The sequence below is a fragment of the Erwinia sp. genome (assembly GCF_031978025.1).
Lineage (GTDB): Bacteria > Pseudomonadota > Gammaproteobacteria > Enterobacterales > Enterobacteriaceae > Erwinia.
Window position 1 is genome coordinate 1 of record NZ_DALZCD010000067.1, and the last position, 17525, is coordinate 17525.

Annotated in this window: 18 protein-coding genes, 1 tRNA gene and 1 pseudogene; 7 read left to right on the top strand and 13 right to left on the bottom strand. The window is 53.6% G+C overall.

Annotated elements, in window-relative coordinates; genetic code table 11:
• Positions 1–199: 199 nt before the first annotated feature.
• Positions 200–655 carry a macrodomain Ter protein MatP gene (gene matP, locus RTK32_RS07495; protein WP_312042844.1) on the top strand — a complete coding sequence of 152 codons (456 nt, stop codon included), beginning with the start codon at positions 200–202 and terminating at the stop codon, positions 653–655.
• 104 nt (positions 656–759) lie between these two features.
• Here the strand turns inward: matP and ompA are convergent, their stop codons facing one another.
• On the bottom strand, positions 760–1824 hold the full coding sequence (gene ompA, locus RTK32_RS07500; RefSeq protein ID WP_312042845.1) for a porin OmpA: 1065 nt from the start codon (positions 1822–1824) through the stop codon (positions 760–762).
• A gap of 348 nt (positions 1825–2172) precedes the next feature.
• A complete protein-coding gene (gene sulA / locus RTK32_RS07505; RefSeq protein ID WP_312042846.1) occupies positions 2173–2670 on the bottom strand; it encodes an SOS-induced cell division inhibitor SulA in 498 nt (165 codons plus the stop codon).
• A 199-nt stretch (positions 2671–2869) separates the two neighbouring features.
• Between sulA and RTK32_RS07510 the strand changes: the two genes are divergently transcribed.
• A complete protein-coding gene (locus RTK32_RS07510; RefSeq protein ID WP_312042847.1) occupies positions 2870–3493 on the top strand; it encodes a TfoX/Sxy family DNA transformation protein in 624 nt (207 codons plus the stop codon).
• On the opposite strand, the gene yccS is transcribed toward RTK32_RS07510, so the two are convergent.
• Entirely contained in the window at positions 3490–5616 is a 2127-nt protein-coding gene (gene yccS, locus RTK32_RS07515; protein ID WP_312042848.1) for a YccS family putative transporter, read from the bottom strand. The two genes, RTK32_RS07510 and yccS, sit on opposite strands and share 4 nt — an antisense overlap.
• A gap of 2 nt (positions 5617–5618) precedes the next feature.
• Positions 5619–6065, bottom strand: coding sequence for a YccF domain-containing protein (locus tag RTK32_RS07520; RefSeq protein ID WP_312042849.1), 447 nt, complete (start codon positions 6063–6065; stop codon positions 5619–5621).
• 129 nt (positions 6066–6194) lie between these two features.
• Here RTK32_RS07520 and helD point away from each other — a divergent pair, with 129 nt between their 5' ends.
• Positions 6195–8249, top strand: coding sequence for a DNA helicase IV (gene helD / locus RTK32_RS07525; RefSeq protein WP_312042850.1), 2055 nt, complete (start codon positions 6195–6197; stop codon positions 8247–8249).
• A 19-nt stretch (positions 8250–8268) separates the two neighbouring features.
• Here helD and RTK32_RS07530 read toward each other — a convergent pair whose 3' ends face one another.
• Both RTK32_RS07530 and RTK32_RS07535 read right to left on the bottom strand, forming a co-directional pair.
• A complete protein-coding gene (locus tag RTK32_RS07530; RefSeq protein WP_312042851.1) occupies positions 8269–8727 on the bottom strand; it encodes a methylglyoxal synthase in 459 nt (152 codons plus the stop codon).
• A 67-nt stretch (positions 8728–8794) separates the two neighbouring features.
• On the bottom strand, positions 8795–9427 hold the full coding sequence (locus RTK32_RS07535; RefSeq protein WP_312042852.1) for a DUF2057 family protein: 633 nt from the start codon (positions 9425–9427) through the stop codon (positions 8795–8797).
• A 169-nt stretch (positions 9428–9596) separates the two neighbouring features.
• Between RTK32_RS07535 and RTK32_RS07540 the strand changes: the two genes are divergently transcribed.
• Entirely contained in the window at positions 9597–10010 is a 414-nt protein-coding gene (locus tag RTK32_RS07540; protein WP_312042853.1) for a CoA-binding protein, read from the top strand.
• 27 nt (positions 10011–10037) lie between these two features.
• On the opposite strand, the gene hspQ is transcribed toward RTK32_RS07540, so the two are convergent.
• Together hspQ and rlmI are read right to left on the bottom strand one after the other, a co-directional pair.
• Positions 10038–10352 carry a heat shock protein HspQ gene (gene hspQ / locus RTK32_RS07545; RefSeq protein ID WP_312042854.1) on the bottom strand — a complete coding sequence of 105 codons (315 nt, stop codon included), beginning with the start codon at positions 10350–10352 and terminating at the stop codon, positions 10038–10040.
• 62 nt (positions 10353–10414) lie between these two features.
• Complete coding sequence (gene rlmI / locus RTK32_RS07550; protein ID WP_312042855.1) at positions 10415–11605, bottom strand: 23S rRNA (cytosine(1962)-C(5))-methyltransferase RlmI; 1191 nt, start codon at positions 11603–11605, stop codon at positions 10415–10417.
• 84 nt (positions 11606–11689) lie between these two features.
• On the opposite strand from rlmI, the gene yccX reads away from it, so the two are divergent.
• Positions 11690–11968: an acylphosphatase gene (yccX, locus tag RTK32_RS07555; RefSeq protein ID WP_312042856.1), complete on the top strand. Its 279-nt coding sequence runs from the start codon at positions 11690–11692 to the stop codon at positions 11966–11968.
• Positions 11969–11977: 9 nt separating this feature from the next.
• On the opposite strand, the gene tusE is transcribed toward yccX, so the two are convergent.
• Together tusE and yccA are read right to left on the bottom strand one after the other, a co-directional pair.
• Positions 11978–12304, bottom strand: coding sequence for a sulfurtransferase TusE (gene tusE, locus RTK32_RS07560; protein WP_312042857.1), 327 nt, complete (start codon positions 12302–12304; stop codon positions 11978–11980).
• A gap of 108 nt (positions 12305–12412) precedes the next feature.
• Complete coding sequence (gene yccA, locus RTK32_RS07565) at positions 12413–13069, bottom strand: FtsH protease modulator YccA (RefSeq protein WP_312042858.1); 657 nt, start codon at positions 13067–13069, stop codon at positions 12413–12415.
• 216 nt (positions 13070–13285) lie between these two features.
• Between yccA and RTK32_RS07570 the strand changes: the two genes are divergently transcribed.
• Both RTK32_RS07570 and agp read left to right on the top strand, forming a co-directional pair.
• Positions 13286–13373 (top strand) — tRNA-Ser (locus RTK32_RS07570).
• A gap of 282 nt (positions 13374–13655) precedes the next feature.
• Positions 13656–15452 (top strand): bifunctional glucose-1-phosphatase/inositol phosphatase, encoded by a 1797-nt coding sequence (gene agp, locus RTK32_RS07575; RefSeq protein ID WP_312042859.1) that lies wholly within the window; start codon positions 13656–13658, stop codon positions 15450–15452.
• Between the two features lie 90 nt (positions 15453–15542).
• On the opposite strand, the gene RTK32_RS07580 is transcribed toward agp, so the two are convergent.
• The 3 genes and pseudogenes from RTK32_RS07580 to RTK32_RS07590 all read right to left on the bottom strand — a co-directional run.
• Positions 15543–16916, bottom strand: a complete 1374-nt coding sequence (locus RTK32_RS07580) for an NAD-dependent succinate-semialdehyde dehydrogenase (protein ID WP_312042860.1) — start codon at positions 16914–16916, stop codon at positions 15543–15545.
• Between the two features lie 148 nt (positions 16917–17064).
• The gene (locus RTK32_RS07585; protein ID WP_312042861.1) at positions 17065–17295 is read right to left on the bottom strand and encodes a YccJ family protein; all 231 of its coding nucleotides are present in this window, start codon (positions 17293–17295) and stop codon (positions 17065–17067) included.
• A gap of 23 nt (positions 17296–17318) precedes the next feature.
• Positions 17319–17525 (bottom strand): annotated as a pseudogene (locus RTK32_RS07590) (NAD(P)H:quinone oxidoreductase); the annotation flags it as partial.

A 17525-nucleotide genomic window follows, 5' to 3' on the forward strand; every position in this document is an offset into this window, starting at 1 on the left:
GTTGGTTGTTGATCAAAGTTATCGTTTTTTTCTTAAAATGAGTAATACGGCATTATACAAGATTTCAGCCTGTTAAGCATCGCTGTGTTCGCCTTTGCCCGCTTACGGGCAGCATTTGCGAGTTCGCTCTGGTTTTCCGTGCGGCTATGTTAAAAAAGCTGTTATTCTAAATAGGTTACAGGTTTAGCATGAGATCCCGATGAAATACCAGCAACTGGAAAACCTTGAAAGCGGATGGAAATGGACATACCTGGTGAAAAAACACCGGGAAGGTGAAGCGATCACGCGTTATCTGGAGCGAAGCGCGGCCCAGGCGGCCGTTGGTGAACTGCTGGCGATAGAACACAGCCCCGGCGAGGTGATGACCTGGATTGGCCGTCATATCAATCCGGCGCTGGAAAACCGTATGAAGCAAAGTATACGCGCGCGACGCAAGCGTCATTTTAATGCAGAACACCAGCATACGCGGAAAAAATCAATCGACCTGGAATATCTGGTTTGGCAGCGGCTGGCTGCACTGGCACAGCGGCGTAACAGCACGCTTTCAGAAACCATTGTGCAGTTGATAGAAGATGCAGAACATAAAGAGAAGTACGCCAGCCAGATGTCTTCGCTCAGGCAGGATCTGCAGGCCATCCTGGGGACACCGGACTAGCTTCCCGCTCTTCACCAAAAGCGGCTAACGGAAAAATAAGCCGTAGCGCGAATTGCGCCCACAAAAAACCCCGCCTGAGCGGGGTTTTTATCAAAGAGGAAGACTTAGCCCTGAGGCTGAGTGACCACGTCTTTGATGCCTTTAACCTGGATTTCTACACGACGGTCTGGACCCAGACATTCGATCAGAGCCGGACGGCCTTTCACGCTGTCACAGGTGTTGCCGGTAACTGGGTTAGATTCACCCATGCCACGTGCAGAGATCTTGTTAGAAGGGATGCCTTTAGACACGAGATAGTCAACAACGGACTGTGCACGTTTCTCAGACAGTTTCTGGTTGTACTGGTCAGAACCGATACGGTCGGTGAAGCCCAGAACCACAACGTTGCCGTCTTTAGGATCCAGAGAGCTCAGCTGGGTGTACAGCTGATCCAGAGCCTGCTGACCTTCTGGCTTCAGAGTTGCCTTGTTGAAGGTAAACAGTACGTCTGATTTCAGGGTGAAACGCTTGGTTTCAACAACTGGCGCTGGCGCTGGAGCCGGAGCCGGTGCTGGCGCTGCTTCATCCTGGCCGAAACGGTAGGAAACACCTACGCTCAGCATGGCGTTATCTGGACGGGTGCCAACGGTGTTCGCATCACCAATGTTGTTAACCCACTGGTAGTCCAGACGGGTAGCCCAGTTTTTGGTTACAGCGTATTCAACACCAACTGCTGCCAGTGGAGAAACACCGGTATCGTGATCGCTGATGCGAGTACCGTTGTTGTTCTGGGTAGAGTCAGCGCGCCATACCATGCCGCCCAGACGGGTGTACACGTCCAGATCGTCATAGATTGGGTAGCTCAGTTTCGCAGCCAGCTGAACGCCCTGTGCTTTGAATGCGCCGTTTACGTTGTCGCCTTTGTTAGGCATACGACCTAACCAGTCATAACCCAGCTCGAAGCCCAGGTATTGATTAGCCTGGTAACCACCGAAGGCACCGGCACCCAGCTGGCTTTCGTGAGTTGGGCCGTCGTTGTTCGCATAACCGTTACCGTAGTAACCTGTGTCGTGGTACTGAGACCAGCCCAGTTTCGCACCGGTGTACCAGGTGTCATCTTTAGGGGCGGCCTGCGCTACGGTAGCGAAGCCAGCCAGTGCCACTGCAATTGCGATAGCTGTCTTTTTCATTTTTGCGCCTCGTTATCATCCAAATAGGCAATGAGCTTTCATTAGCTCTTTGATTTAATCCTTCGCCGGGTTATGACGCTCGATTATGACTCATCCAAAAAAGGGAGATTATTGAGCACCCTGGCGACGTAAAGTCTACAACGTACCAGCAAACTTACAAGTAAGATGTGAAGGCAGGCTGAAAAAAAACGGCCTTTTGTACACAAATTTACACATTTGCGTTGGGGGCGGCGGGCACAGATCTTTGTAAAAAACGGTGCTAAACCATTGTCACGCCGGGGCATAGCATAATCAGGCGGTTACCTTGCCCGGCGAAGAATTTTATGATGAGAAAACTCTTATTTTTACTTAATGATACAAACTCGACTGAATTTTTAGCCCATTAAAGGGTCTGGAGGCGACAATTTCGACCGGATCGGGTCGCATAATCAGACCTAAAGCCTGGCCGCTTAACGCTGCGTCATGCAGACGAAGACGATCTTCTGGAGCCAGTTCATCAGGTAACCATCCCAGCACCACGCTGTAATTACCCGTTTGTAACGCTTTAATCATGGCTTCCAGCGTATTAATGGCGGGCCCCTGCACCTGCATAACTTTATCAAGCGGCAGACCGGAGCGGGTGAGCCAGCTTCGACTTAGCTTCTGCTGTGGGGTCAGCCACAGCTGCCAGCGAGACTGCGTACCCAACTGCTGAAGCAGAGGCAGCAGCATTTGCGTTATGCCCGGCTGATTCTCGCTGTAGATCAGTTCGCTGATCAGGCCAGTCGCTTCGCTGTGTGATGAAGAAGAGCGGGTCTGAGGAAGACGGCTGTTAACAGAGTGAGATTTCATGGAATGAGTACGCATATCGGCTTTGCTCGCAGGTCACTGTATGGATATACAGTATAAGGGAGATGGCCAAAGATCAACCCTAAATTTTGATAACGTCTCGCAAAATCACAATGAAACTGCCTGCAAAGGCAATTAGTAATTGAACCTGTTACTACGATTGCATATTTTTCCTTCCTCACAAGGACGAGGGTGTTCTGGAGACAGGGAGAAAAGAATGAAGCAGTCAAAAAGTCAGATTGAAAAAGCCATGCATCAACTTGCTGAACTGGGCGACATTGAGTGCCGCAGCCAGTTTGGCGGCTATAGCCTTTCAATAGAAGATGTGGTTTTTGCTCTGGTAGCAGAAGGAGAGCTGTATCTGCGTGCCTGTGAGCAAGTAAAGCCCTATATCGTGGAACGAAAAATGCAGCCTTTGCATTTTACTAAAAGGGGGCTGCCGGTCGCGCTGGACTATTATCGGGTGGACGATCCGCTGTGGAAAGAGCCTGGGCAGCTGGTGGCCCTCTCCCGGCTCTGCCTACAGGGTGCACGCCAGCAGCGAACCACAAAGCAGCAAAATCCGCGCCTGAAAGATTTGCCCAATTTGACTGTCCGCATAGAGACGCTGCTACGCCAGATTGGCGTCAGCACTCTCGCTATGCTCAAAGAACAAGGCGCGAGACGTTGCTGGCTCAAGCTGTATGCCAGCAACAATAACTTAGGCATCAACGTGCTTTTCGCGCTGGAGGGGGCGATTATGGGCCGTCACCACGAAGCGCTGCCGGCGAGCGTCAAAACCGAACTCCGGCAGTGGCACAAAGAAACAGTGGAGCTGTGGGCGAGGCAGCATAAAGCCTAGGCCAGCCCCTTTTTTTTCAATCGGACGATTTCCGGTAGCAGTGCCACCAGCAGGCCAACCTGCTGCAGAACCAGCGGCTCCTTTGTCTCCGGTGCCGCTTCGGCCGCCGTCAGCCTGGCAGAAAGATTCCCCAGCAGCCTGGCCGCTTTGTCTTCATCAACAATATTGATATGCAACACATCGTCAACATAGCAGACGGCATCATCCATTAACTGCAGCATGACCGGGCTGGTCATTTTTTCGCGGTGCGCGCCCAGCGCGGAAATATAGCTGAGAAAAGAGTGGTTCAGGCACAGTATTCGGAAAGCGTCTTCACGTAGTCTGGCGCCGGCATTTTTTTCGGCCGACATATTAGACACCACCGAGGCCAGTTCGGCGTCGCAATTATGCGCATCACGGCGGGCAATGCGGTAATCAAGCCGGTTGTCTTTGCCCTGGTGATACTGCACCAGTATGGCATCCAGATAGCGGCAGTTGGCATTGAGCGCCCGTTCCACGACGGCCGACAGCTGGCGGAAGCGCCAGTCAGGCCAAATGAAGGCCACGGCAATCCAGGCTAAACCGCAGCCTAATAGCGTATCGATGATACGCGGCAGCGCAATCTCAAATCCCTCGCCAAGCAGGTTAAAGCAACAAAGCACCAGCAGGGTGATAAAAAGAGTAGCGTAAGCATACTGTGACTGCCGGAAGGCAAAAAACAGTACGCCGCTGAGCACGATGAGTAACTGTTGCCCTTCAACTGAAGGAACCAGCCAAAGCAAGGGCAGACCAATCGCTATACCAGCCAGCGTGCCGATAATACGTAGAGCCAGTCGCCTTTTAGTGGCGTTGTAATTAGGTTGGCAGACAAAAAGACTGGTCAGCAGGATCCAGTAGCCATGTTCGAGTCCGGTGATCTGAATAAAAGCGTAGCCGGTACAGAGCAGCAGCGACATGCGGACGGCATGACGAAACAGCGGCGACTGCGGGGAAAGATGACGGCTAATCCGTAAGCGAATATCTGCCCAACCGGTCAGGCCTTCACTGGAAAGGCGCCCGTCACTGTTGTCCTGCAAAACCTGCTCGGATTCGATGGTCGCCAGCTGTGCATCAATCGCTTTAAGGTTATGCAGCAAATAGTGCATGGCTTTAATGTCACTGCTGGCGGGATGCGCCGTGCTTAAGCGGTCCAGCGCGGCCTGAAGATGGGCAAAAGCGCGTTCAAAGCGCGGATCGTGCTGCCACGGCTCGCGCAGCAAAATAGCGTCAGACAGCTGTTGGCAGGCTCGAGCCTGTAGGGTTAAAAGCCGCTGAAAGCGGAACAGAATATCGCTATAACGATACTCTTTACGCAAGGCGTGATACTGCGCATGCGAAGAGCTGGCGCGTTCATGAATATCCTGAGCCACAAAATAGTAGTGCAGCGTGCGGCGGGTACTACGTTGTCCACGATCGCCACGCAGCCGGGACTGAATGGAAATTTTGGTTTGATTGAGTGTAGCGACCAGCTGACTATTGGTCATTGCCGCTTCGATCAGAGAGGCATCGTCATTGCCTTCGATATCAGGATCGAAAAGGCTCGCTTTCGCCTCCAGATAGCGTGCCAGTCCTTCAAAACAGCGCGCAATATTCTCTTGCAGGGGTCGTACAGGAAAAAGCAGATGGCCGATCAGGGTCAGCAGGTTATACCAGATAGCGCCTGTCAGCAGTAGCCACGGCTGCATATACCACTGCGGAAAGAGACCTAATCCCAGTAACGTATAGACGGCAATCAGCAACGCCCCGAAGGCAATGGTCGCATAACGCTGACCCAGCGCGCCAAGCAAAATAAATCCCCAGGTAGACAGCGTCAGTCCGACGGTAAATAACCAGGGGAAAGGAGAAAGTAGCTCTACCGAAACGGAAGCCACGCAGAAACAAACCAGGGTGATCAATAAATTGCGCAGCCTGCCGCTGAGACGATCGTCAAGATCGGCCAGCGCTGCCGCCACGACACCCAGCGTCAGGGGGATAGTCCAGGTTATCTCACCCAGCCATAAAGGCACAGCCGCCGTGCCAGCCAACGCAAAAAAGATGCGCAGGTTATAGAGCAGAGCACTGTTATAGGCATATCGGCGCAGGCGTGGCGACAGCGATGAGAGCATAGTTAATTATACCGGCTACGAGCGTTAGCTTCACGGGCCGCTTTGGCGACTTCCACGCTGACTACGCGACGTCCGACAGGCCAGAGCGCAATAGCGGCGATTTTAAAGTGAGCAATGCCCGTTGGGATGCCGATAAGTGTAATACACTGCGCAATCCCGACCAGAATGTGGGTAAGGCAAAGCCACCAGCCGCAAAAAATAAGCCAAACGAGATTCAGTAGGGTGCCGCCCGAATTCAGCAGAGCATTTTTTTTGCCGGGATGAAGCTCATCCACATGCACCGCTTCGTTGCCAAAAGGCAGCAGTGAAAGTTTGGTAATTTCCCAGCAGGAGCGGGTTAACGGCAGTGTAATAATGAAAATGATGCTGAGCAGCGTCGCGATAAGCCAGCCAAAAGTTGTGACAAACCCACCAAGAAAGAAATTTAAAATATTTAAAACGGTACGCATCAGAGAGTGCCCTTGTACTGTGTGAAAAAAAGAAAATTCAATGCGTTGATTATACCGTGTTTTAACGCTGGAGCGGTACATCCCTGGCGGGTAAACTGTCGGGGAGACTAACGCAGCCCGAGAGTATAAATGGAACTGAAAGCAACATCGCTGGGTAAGCATCTGGCGCAGCATCCCTATAATCGGGTGCGTCTGCTCTCTGCCGGCGTCGAAGTCAGTGGTCAGAAGCATGAATACCTTATTCCTTTTAACCAGCTGCTGGCGATCCGCTGCAAGCGCGGGCTGGTTTGGGGGGAGCTGGAGTTTTCACTGCCCGATAATAAAGTGGTTCGTCTGCACGGGACAGAATGGCAGGAAACGCAGCGTTTTTATCACTACCTCAACCAGGCATGGCAGACGTGGAGTCAGCAGATGAGCCTGGTGGCCGCAGAGGTGTTACAGCAGCAGGTTGCCAGGCTAAGCCAGTTTGAACAGCAGGATCGCTGGCTGAAGCGTCAGGAAGTGGCGAACTGGGGCGAAGCGATCCGGGAGGCTTTCTCTTCGCAGCCGTTACCTATCACCCGGCTTGAAGAGTTTGAGTCCTGCCGCGAGGCCTGGCTTTTCTGTCAACGCTGGCTGGAAAACAGCGAAGAGCAGCGTCAGCAGCGCAACCGGCGCTGGACGGAAAAAATGCTGTTGCAGTATGCCGATTTTTTCGCAGGCGTCGAAAATTCACCGCTGACGGCTTCTCAGGCAGGTGCAGTCGTCAACGGCGAGGAAGCGGTACTGGTGCTGGCAGGAGCGGGGAGCGGTAAAACCTCGGTGCTGGTGGCGCGTGCCGGCTGGCTGCTGGTCCGTAAAGCGGCTGTCGCTGAGCAAATTCTGCTGTTGTCGTTTGGACGTCGGGCAGCAGAAGAGATGAACCACCGGCTCAAAACACGGCTTAACACCAGTGACATTGAAGCCCGCACTTTTCATTCGTTGGCGTTGCACATTATCCAGCAGGGCAGCAGCAAGTCCCCCGTCATTAGCAGGCTGGAAACCGACAGCGAGCTGAGGCTAAGGCTACTGATCGACACCTGGCAGCAGCAGTGCAGTGAGAAAAAAGCACAGGCCAGCGGCTGGCGGCAGTGGCTCCGGGAAGATTTGGGTTGGGAACTCGACGAAGGCGCTTACTGGCAGGATGAAAAGCTGGCTAAAAAAGTCGGCGAGCGTCTGGATCGCTGGCTGGCACTGATGCGGATGCACGGGGGTGCACAGGCCGCGATGATCGAATCCGCACCGGAGGAGGTTCGTGACCTGTTCAGCAAGCGCATCAAACTGATGGCGCCGCTGCTTAAAGCCTGGAAAAGCGTGCTGAAAGAAGAAGGTGCGTTAGATTTTTCCGGCCTGATTCATCAGGCCATCGCCGTGCTGGAAAAAGGCCGCTTTATCAGCCCGTGGAAACATATTCTGGTCGATGAATTCCAGGATATTTCGCCGCAGCGAGCCGCGCTACTGGCGGCGTTGCGCAGGCAAAATAGCCAGACTTCGCTGTTTGCCGTAGGCGATGACTGGCAGGCTATTTATCGCTTTTGCGGCGCAGAAATGGCGCTGACTACCGCTTTCCATCACTATTTTGGCGAAGGCGACCGCTGCGTACTGGACACAACCTGGCGGTTCAACACTCGTATTGGTGAAATCGCCAGTGACTTTATCCAGCGTAATCCGTGCCAGCTGAAAAAGCCGCTGACCAGCCTGAGCAAAGGGAACAAAAAATCCCTCTCGTTGCTGCCTGAATCACAGTTGGAAGCGTTGCTGGATAAGCTCAGTGGCTATGCCACACCGGAAGAAAAAATACTGCTTCTGGCACGCTACCATTATCAGCAACCTGCGCTACTGGCTAAGGCGAAAACGCGCTGGCCAGGGCTGGATATTTCCTTCTCAACGATACATGCCAGTAAGGGGCAGGAAGCGGATTACGTCCTGCTGCTGGGATTAAAAAGCGGCGAGGATGGGTTTCCTGCCGTCGCCAGAGAGTCAGTGATTGAGCAGGTGCTGTTGCCGCAGCCGGAAACGTTCCCCGACGCTGAAGAGCGACGCCTGGCCTATGTCGCCATCACGCGGGCAAAAAAACAGGTTTGGCTGCTGTTTGACAAAGATGCACCGTCAGGTTTTGTGGCAGAGTTTACGCGAATGGGCGTGCCGCTGTTACGTAAGCCTTAGCGCGGCCCGCCCGGTGCGCCTACTGCAGGCGCGCCTGCAAATAGCGTTGGTAATCGGGAATAGAAATATCAAGCGGCTGCGAAAACAGCGGCGAATGGATAATAAAGTCTGCGGTGGTACGGTTGGTGGCCACAGGAATATTCCAGACCGTGGCCAGACGGAGCAGCGCCTTGACGTCGGGATCGTGAGGAACCGCATTCAGCGGGTCCCAGAAAAAAATCAGCACATCGATTTTGCCTTCCGAAATCAGCGCGCCAACCTGCTGATCGCCGCCCATCGGGCCACTCAGCATTGCCGTCACCGGCAGGTCAGTAGCGCGTTGGATGAGATTGCCGGTGGTGCCGGTTGCGTAGAGCGTATGGTGCTGCAACAGTGCTTTATGGCTGTCGACCCACGCCATCATCGAGGCTTTACAGTGGTCGTGCGCAACCAGCGCAATATGCTTTTTTTCCCCAAGGGTACGGGTAGTTTGCTCCATGGCGATATCCTGTTTCGTTGAAAAGCAAACTATACGGCTTCCCATGCCGTGATGCCAGTAGGGTAACTTATCCGGTGCGCCAGGCTTTCATCAGCAGGACAAAACGCTGGCGGGTAGCAGCATCAACCTGCTGATACCAGAGCTGTAATACCCGGCCAGCCGGATAGTTACTGCTGGCAAAAGTGAGCCTGTTACCGGACGAACTGCCGACAGGATGGGGTTGTGCAAAGCGAGGTACCGAAGCGGAATGTCCCTGCATATTATAGACGGCCATTTCGCGTTCATAATTTTCGCCAGCGGTACCGGTTAACCTGTCTCGCTGACTCTGAACGACATTGCCGTGTTCGTCATGCAGCTGAAAATCAGGCCGACGGGCAAACGCACGCGCCTGTACAGAGGTGTGAATAGGGGGCAACGCGATGGCAATGGATTTAGCGCTGGTAGTAAAAGTCACGATAAGCGGCGGCGATTGCCAGGACGAAGCAGGACTTGTTTCCAAATTCTTTTCCACGCGGAACAGCAGTTGATGCTGGCCTTGTTCCAGTTCAAGCCCATCGGCGCCTTTTAACAACGAACCGGAAATTTTATGGCCGTCGAGCACCAGCAAATCGACATCGGGCGCGAGTTTTAAGGTGGTTGCCTGGGCCGCATCCGCCACCCACATTGCCATCAATCCTGTCAGGAGCAGACCCAGCTTCATTATTTCTCCAGATGCCCGAAATGTAAAAAAAGAGCGATTGTATCAAAGTCTTTCAGTATGACAGCATATTAACATTTTTACATATCTATTCATGCTAAATCTTTTGCGGCTAAAATTATAAGCGCAAAATACACCCGTCTTGTAAACCGAGATATTCACCGGAGCCACTATGGACGACAACGCTATTGCTGAAGTTTTGACAACAACCCGCCATATAGCCCTGGTAGGCGCCAGCGAGAAGCCGGGCAGGGCCAGTCATTACGTGATGGCTTATCTGCTTGGGCAAGGCTATCAGGTCACGCCGGTCAGCCCTAAACTGGCTGGACAAACGCTGCTTGGGCAACAGGTCTATGCAAAACTGGAAGACATTCCCGAACCTGTAGATATGGTCGATGTGTTCCGAAATTCGGAAGCGGCCTGGGGCGTAGCGCAGGAGGCGATCGCGATCGGGGCGAAATCACTGTGGCTGCAGCTGGGCGTCATCAATGAGCAGGCGGCAGTACTGGCTGCGGACGCTGGCCTGAACGTGGTGATGGATCGTTGTCCGATGATAGAAATTCCGCGCCTGGGATTGAGCAGGTAATAAAAAACCCCGCAAGCGGGGTCTTTTTCAGTTTCTGAGGCGTGGAGCCTGAAGCTGTTCGCGAATGGACGCGGCGAGCTCATCCATCGAAGGATGTTCGGGATGCTCGCCCGGTATTTCCCAGCCCAGCTGCGCTTCCGCCAGATAGGTATGAACCGTTTCGCCGTCATCATCTTCCATCACTACGTGATACCAGGGGGCATTACGCAGCGAGCTGTCGGCGATATCATCCATTTTAGGATCCTCTAGCGAATATTCCGGATCCACATCAACCACCACCCCTAAAAAACCCAGCAGCTTATGTCGTACCTGCTGGCCAAGTCCAAATTTGCTGGCAATCATCGTGACCTCCCGAGAAACATAACCCTGTCATTCTTTATGGGGGCAGAGTCAGCTTTTTCAAGTCACAGCACGCGGCAGGCAAATCCTTTCAGATAAAGACCTTCGGGATAGGTAGCGATCACCGGGTGATCGGCTGCCTGCCTGAACTGCTCAATAAATTGTACATCACGCTGCGCATCGAGTGCGGCGTCAGCAATAATTTTCTGAAACAGCTCCGTTGGCATCAGGCCGGAACAGGAGTAAGTCATCAGCATACCGCCAGGATTAAGCAGCTGCATCGCCAGCATGTTGATATCTTTATAGCCACGGCAGGCGCCGGCCAGCTGGTTCTTGTTCTCAACAAATTTCGGCGGATCCATTACGATCAGATCGAATTTTTCTCCGCTTTCACGGTAGCGACGCAGCAGTTTGAATACGTCGTCGCGCAGGAATTCAGCTTTAGCAAGATCGAGTCCGTTCAGTTCCACGTTCTGGCGAGCCACATCCAGAGCCGCCTGCGACGTATCCACGCTGATAACCTGCTGACAGCCGCCCATCAGAGCCGAAACGGCAAAGCCGCCGGTATAAGAGAAGCAGTTCAGCACGCGACGATCTTTTGCATAGCGGCGTGTAGCCAGCCTGCTGTCGCGCTGATCGAGATAGTAACCGGTTTTATGGCCGGTCTGGATATCCACCAGCAGTTTCATACCGTGCTCGGTAATCGGTAGCAGCTCAGGCGGCGTCTCGCCCAGCACCACGCCCTGTGCCAGCTCCAGTCCTTCTTTTTTACGGACTGAAACGTCAGAGCGATCGTAGATAGCGCAGTGTGGATAGCAGTGTTGCAGCGCGGTAATCAGAGCCGCGCGCTGGTATTCGGCACCGGCGGAAAGCAGTTGCAGTACCAGGAAATTGCCAAAGCGATCGATAGTGATACCAGGCAGGCCGTCAGACTCACCGGCAATCAGACGATAGCTGTCGAGGTCGTCGCGCTCTGCCAGCCAGTCGCGCAGCTGTTGTGCCGCCTGCAGTCGTCGGGTAAAGAAAGCGATATCGATCGCTTCATCCTGTTCCCAGCTCCAGACACGGGCACGGATTTGTGAAGCGGGCGACCAGGCAGCGCTGCCCAGCCATTTACCCTGGCTGTCACAGACGTCAATGGTTTCGCCCGGCTGGGCTTTGCCTTCCAAACGGGCTACAGCGCCGGAGAAAACCCAGGGATGGCGACGAAGTAAGGACTTTTCACGTCCCTTAGCGAGAATCAAACGAGCGGTCATATTTGCTATGCTTACAGTCAGAAAAACAGGCGCCATTGTCCGGTGCCAGACCGCAAAAAGCAAACTGTCTCTTCAGGAGGAAATATGACGGAAATCTGTAAAAGATCGTGGGTACACGGCAGCGTGCAGGGCGTGGGATTTCGCTACACTACCCAGCACGAGGCCCGTGCGCGCGGGTTAAAAGGCTATGCCCGCAATCTTGACGACGGCAGCGTGGAAGTACTGGCCTGTGGTGAGGAAGAGGAGGTCAACGCGTTGATTGCCTGGCTAAAGGCGGGCGGGCCGCGTTCGGCCAGGGTCGACAAGGTATTGACAGAACCCTGTGCCTCCCAGGATCACCTCTCGGACTTCACCACGGGCTGAAAGCCTCTGCTACAGGCATTTGGCGGGTTTAGGCAGGCCGGCAATTTTCGTTGCCTGTTTTGCCGGTCCTTTAGGAAAAAGGCGGAACAGGTAGCGACTGTTGCCTTTTTCCTCACCATATTTTTTTGCCATGGCTTTTACCAGCATTCTTACGGCAGGGGAGGTGTTGAATTCCAGGTAGAAGTCCCGCACAAAGCGCACGACTTCCCAGTGGGCTTCGCTCAGCTCAATGCCTTCTTCTTCTGCCAGCAGCGGTGCCAGTGCCTCGCTCCAGTCTGTGGTCTGGGTCAAATATCCCTGCGCATCACGCGAAATTTCTTTACCGTCAAAAAACACCGTTTTGCCTCTGTAGTCTTAATCAGCGCGTAGTTTACCAAAAATCGCCCGTTACGGATGAGCAAAAAAAAGCCCCGCATGGCGGGGCTTTTTGTGTCGTCCAACGCATCAGTTACTGCGGGACATGCCCAGGATGCTCAGCAGGCTGACAAAAATATTGTAGATGGAGACATAAAGGCTGACCGTCGCGCGAATATAGTTGGTTTCGCCGCCGTGGATAATGTTGCTGGTTTCCCACAGGATAGCACCCGAAGAAAACAGAACGAACATGACGCTAATGGCCAGGTGCAGGGCAGGGATCTGCAAAAAGAGGTTAGCCAGTACGGCAACCAGCAATACCACAAAGCCCGCCATCATCATGCCGCCGAGGAATGACATATCCTTGCGTGTGGTCAGCACGTAGGCTGAGCAGCAGAAAAACACCAGCGCAGTGCCGCCGAGCGCCAGACCAATGACATCGCCCATGCCAGCAGACAGCAGCGTATTTAACATCGGCCCCAGGCAGTAGCCGAGAAAACCGGTAAAGGCGAACGCGGCCAGAATGCCGGTTGGGCTATCGGCCAGGCGATAAGTCAGAAACATCAGGCCATAAAAGCCGGCCAGCATGATAATTAAGCCCGGCGCGGGCAGGGCGAAGACGGTGCTAAGTGTGGCGGTGACGGCGGAAAAAGCCAGCGTCAGCCCCAGCAGAAAATAGGTATTACGCAAAACTTTGTGCGTGGCAAGCAACGAGCTTTGCCCGGTACCCGTAATGATGCGATCCATAGAAATGCCTCTTGAGGTCATCAGATGTCAGTGAGAATAAGGATCGCCTCTGAAGGGGGAAAGCCGTTTTACCCTTCTTTACTCGCCAGGGCGGTGGTTCTGTGAGCAAGGTGGTGCTATTAGCAACAAATAAACCGGAGCTGGCTGTTTTTGCGGCAGTTGAATCAAACCTTGCTTTACATCGGCGCGGAGGATGTTTATAGTTCGGCTCATTGCGGAGGGGTGGCCGAGTGGCTGAAGGCACCGGTCTTGAAAACCGGCGACGGGAAACCGTTCGAGAGTTCGAATCTCTCCTCCTCCGCCATCAAATTTAACGGGTCGGCAATTGCCGGCCCGTTTTGCTTTCTGCGATTACTGCGTCCATTCAGCGGGTCGATTATCCCGCTTACGAAAAACATCCCGTTTCTTTTCAATCTCCTGATGCGCCGTAACGGTAAAGGCGTTAGTCTGCTATATTCTACGCATAATGCCCGGACCCGGCCCCCTTTTTGCCGTGTGGTGGCGAGTCTTTTCCGACGCCTGCCTTTTGCCGGACGCCGCACGTTACTGGCCGGGTGATTTACCCTTGAATCAATGGAAAAAACACATGATTAAAAAGTATAGTCTTTGCGCGCTGGCGGTCTGCTCTGCTTTGACCAGCCTTTCTGCTTTCGCCGCCGATGACAATTATCAGCTTGAACAGGTGTTAATGATGAGCCGCCATAATCTTCGGGCACCGCTGGCCGACAACGGCAGCGTGCTGGCACAGTCAACGAAGAAAAAATGGCCGCAGTGGGATGTACCGGGCGGTCAGCTAACGACCAAAGGCGGCGTGCTGGAAGTGTATATGGGACGCTATACCCGCCAGTGGCTGGCTCAGCAAGGGGTGATCAAAGACGATGGGTGCCCGGGCAGCGATGAGATCTATGCTTATGCCAACAGCCTGCAGCGTACCGTTGCCACGGCGCAATATTTTGTTACCGGCGCTTTCCCTGGTTGCGACGTCCCGGTTTCCCATCAGGATGAAATGGGCACCATGGATCCCGTCTTTAACCCGGTTATTACCGACAGTAGCGAAGCCTTTAACCAACATGCGCTGACCGCGATGAACAGCACGGCGGAAAAACTGACGTTGAAGCCTGCTTTTCAACGGTTGGAAAAAATCATTGATTATAAAAATTCCCCGGCCTGTGACGGTAAAAAGCAGTGCGATCTGAGCAGTAATAATGAAAACAAATTCTTTGCGGAAAACGGTAAAGAGCCCACGGTAAGCGGGCCGCTGAAGGTAGGCAACTCTCTGGTCGATGCTTTTACCCTGCAATATTATGAAGGCCTGCCGGCCGATCAGATCGCCTGGGGGCAGATTAAAACGCCGGAACAGTGGAAGGAACTGGCGGCGATCAAAAACGGCTATCAGGATACGCTGTTTACCTCTCCGGAAGTGGCGCGCGACGTAGCGGCGCCGCTGGTGGACTATATTCGCAGCCTGCTGGTGGATGAAGATAAAGCCAGCGCGCCGAAAGTTACGCTGATGGTGGGCCATGATTCCAATATCGCCTCGCTGCTGAGCGCGCTGGATTTCAAGGCCTACACGCTGCCCGCTCAGTATGAACGCACGCCAATCGGCGGCATGATCCAGTTCCAGCGCTGGCACGATAAGAAAAACAATCAGGAACTGGTGAAGGTGGAGTATGTTTACCAAAGCAGCGATCAGCTGCGCGAGGCAACGCCGCTTTCCCTGGATACGCCGCCAAAACGCGTGACGCTTGAGATGAACGGCTGTAAGACCGATGCCAATGGTTTTTGCCCATGGGATCAGTTCACTCAGGTACTGAATAAGGCCATTGCCGGTACGCCGATGGCGGCAGCCCAGGCAACGGCCGCCAGCGATAAAGCCGCTGCTGAAAAAGCGGCGGCCGATAAATTAGCGGCAGAAAAAGCGGCTCAGGCAAAAGTGTCTGCGGATAAAGCGGCAGCCGACAAAGCCGAGGCGGATAAAGCCGCTGAAGAAAAAGCAGTGAAAGAAAAAGCAGAGAAAGAAAAAGCAGAGAAAGAAAAAGCGGTGCAGGAGAAAGCCTCCAGCGAAAAAGCGGCTGCGGATAAGGCTGCAGCAGATAAAGCAGCGGTGGATAAAGCGGCAAAAGCGAAAGCTACCGCTGATAAAGCGGCGGCAGATAAGGCTGCAGCAGATAAAGCGGCAGCAAAGCAGGACGCTGAGAAAGCTGGCGCCGATAAAGCGGCAGCCAGTCAGGCAGCTGATGACAAAGCGGCAGCGAATAAAGCCGGGGCGGATAAAGCGCCAGCCGATGCCGCACCTGCAGACAGCAAAGCGAGCGGTACCGCCAGCAAGCCTGCTGACGATAAAGCGGTGCCGGCCCCACAGGCGGAGAATAAATCTTCTTGATCGCGGGCAAAAAAAAGACCGGCTGATTGCCGGTCTTACCAGGTTTTGTCAAAGCAGGCCGACATCGTCGGCCTTTTTTACGTCTGACGATCAGCCTTTGCTGACAACGACCAGCTTCTGGTTTACAAATTCTTTAATGCCTAAATCAGACAGTTCGCGGCCATAGCCTGAACGTTTGACGCCACCAAACGGCAGTTCTGGCGCAGTATCGCTGGCGGAATTGATATAAACCATTCCGGTTTCAATTTGCGAGGCCAGCGTTTTACCGCGTTCAATATTGCTGGTAAAGACCGACCCGCCAAGACCGTAATGCGAATCATTGGCCAGCTTCACCACTTCCTCATCATCTTTTACGATATAAATCTGCGCAACCGGGCCGAAAAACTCTTCGAAAAAGGCCGGATTATCACGGGTGATGCCGGAGAGGATAGTCGGCTCGAAGAAACAGCCTTCGCCGTCCACAGCCTTGCCGCCAAGGTGCAGCTTCGCCCCTTTAGCTACTGCATTATCCACCTGCTTCACCAGGGTATCGCGCGCGCTGGCAGAAGAGAGTGGGCCGAGGGTCGTCCCTTCATCAAGTGGATCGCCGATCTTCACTTCGCGGAAAGCCTGAGTAAATTTTTCGATAAAGGCATCGGCCACTTTTTCCTGCACGATAAAGCGTTTTGCAGCGGTACACACCTGCCCACAATTGCTTAAACGTGCGCCGACGCCAGCCTTAACGGCTTTATCAAGATCGCAGTCGTCCAGCACGACAAAAACGTCGTTGCCGCCCAGCTCAAGAGTGGTTTTTTTGAGGTATTTACCGGCCTGCTGCGCGACGGCGCTGCCCGCACGCTCGGAACCCGTCAGGGCAGCACCCTGAACACGATCGTCGGCGATCAGCGAGGCGATTTGATCGTTGCTGACAAAAAGGTTAGTCCAGGCACCTTTTGGCGCACCGGCTTCTGTTACCAGCTCTTCAAACAGCGTGGCGCAGTGCGGAACGTTAGCGGCGTGTTTAGCCAGCACCGGGTTACCAGCAGCCAGGTTAGGGGCCAGTACACGCATCAGCTGATAATAAGGGAAGTTCCAGGGTTCTACGGCTACCAATACGCCAATAGGATGATTTTCCACCCAGGCTTCGCCCAGATCGGTAGGATAAGAGGTTGGAGCAAGGAAACGCTCGGCGTTTTCCGCGTAGTAGCGAGCGATTTTCGCGCAAAGTTTTACTTCGCCGCGGCTCTGCTCTATCAGTTTGCCCATCTCAATGCTGGCCGTTTTCGCCAGTTCATCCACGCGGCTGTCAATCAGGTCTGCCAGCTTCGCCAGCACCTGAAGGCGTGGCTGAATCGGCCCTTTAGACCAGGCAGAATGGTAAAGGTCATCAGCCGTTTTAAGCGCGGCTTCCACCTGCCGATCGTCATGGTCCGGCCAGGACTTAATCAGTTCATTATTGGCAGGATTGATGGTTTTATAGGACATGGTGGCTCCTTCTCAAGGCCGTCAGGCTAAATGGTGAGAATAAGCGTAGTAGAGGATTTAGTGATTTAACAAGGCGGAAGAGTGTCAGTTTGTGCTGTGCAACGCAGCGAAACAGCAGAATACACTGCTGTTCCGCTGCATAAGGGGACTACACGTTTTTGCGTTCGACCGGGACATTATCCCAGGTCAGCACGTCCAGATCGGTTTTTTCAAACGCGCGCATCAGGACTTCATCGTTGCCCTGCTGTTCCCAGATGCCCTCAGCGAGCTTTTCATCATAGTTCGCCACTTCAAAAATGGCTTCGGCAATTTCAGGCGAGGTGGAACGAATACTGGCCCATTCTCCCACTCGATGTTCTTTAGATTGTTGCGTAGCCATACTGTTTCTCCTGTGAGTTGAGGTTATCCGTTCAGTTTTACCGCCAGTCCGGCGACATATTCACCCTGATAGCGGGCAATATTCAGTTCATCTTCACTGGGCTGACGCGAGCCGTCACCGCCAGCAAGCGTGGTGGCACCGTAAGGCGTCCCGCCACGAACCTGTGAAATATCAAACAGCTCTTTCGTACCGTACCCGATAGGGACGATAACCATGCCGTGATGAGCAAG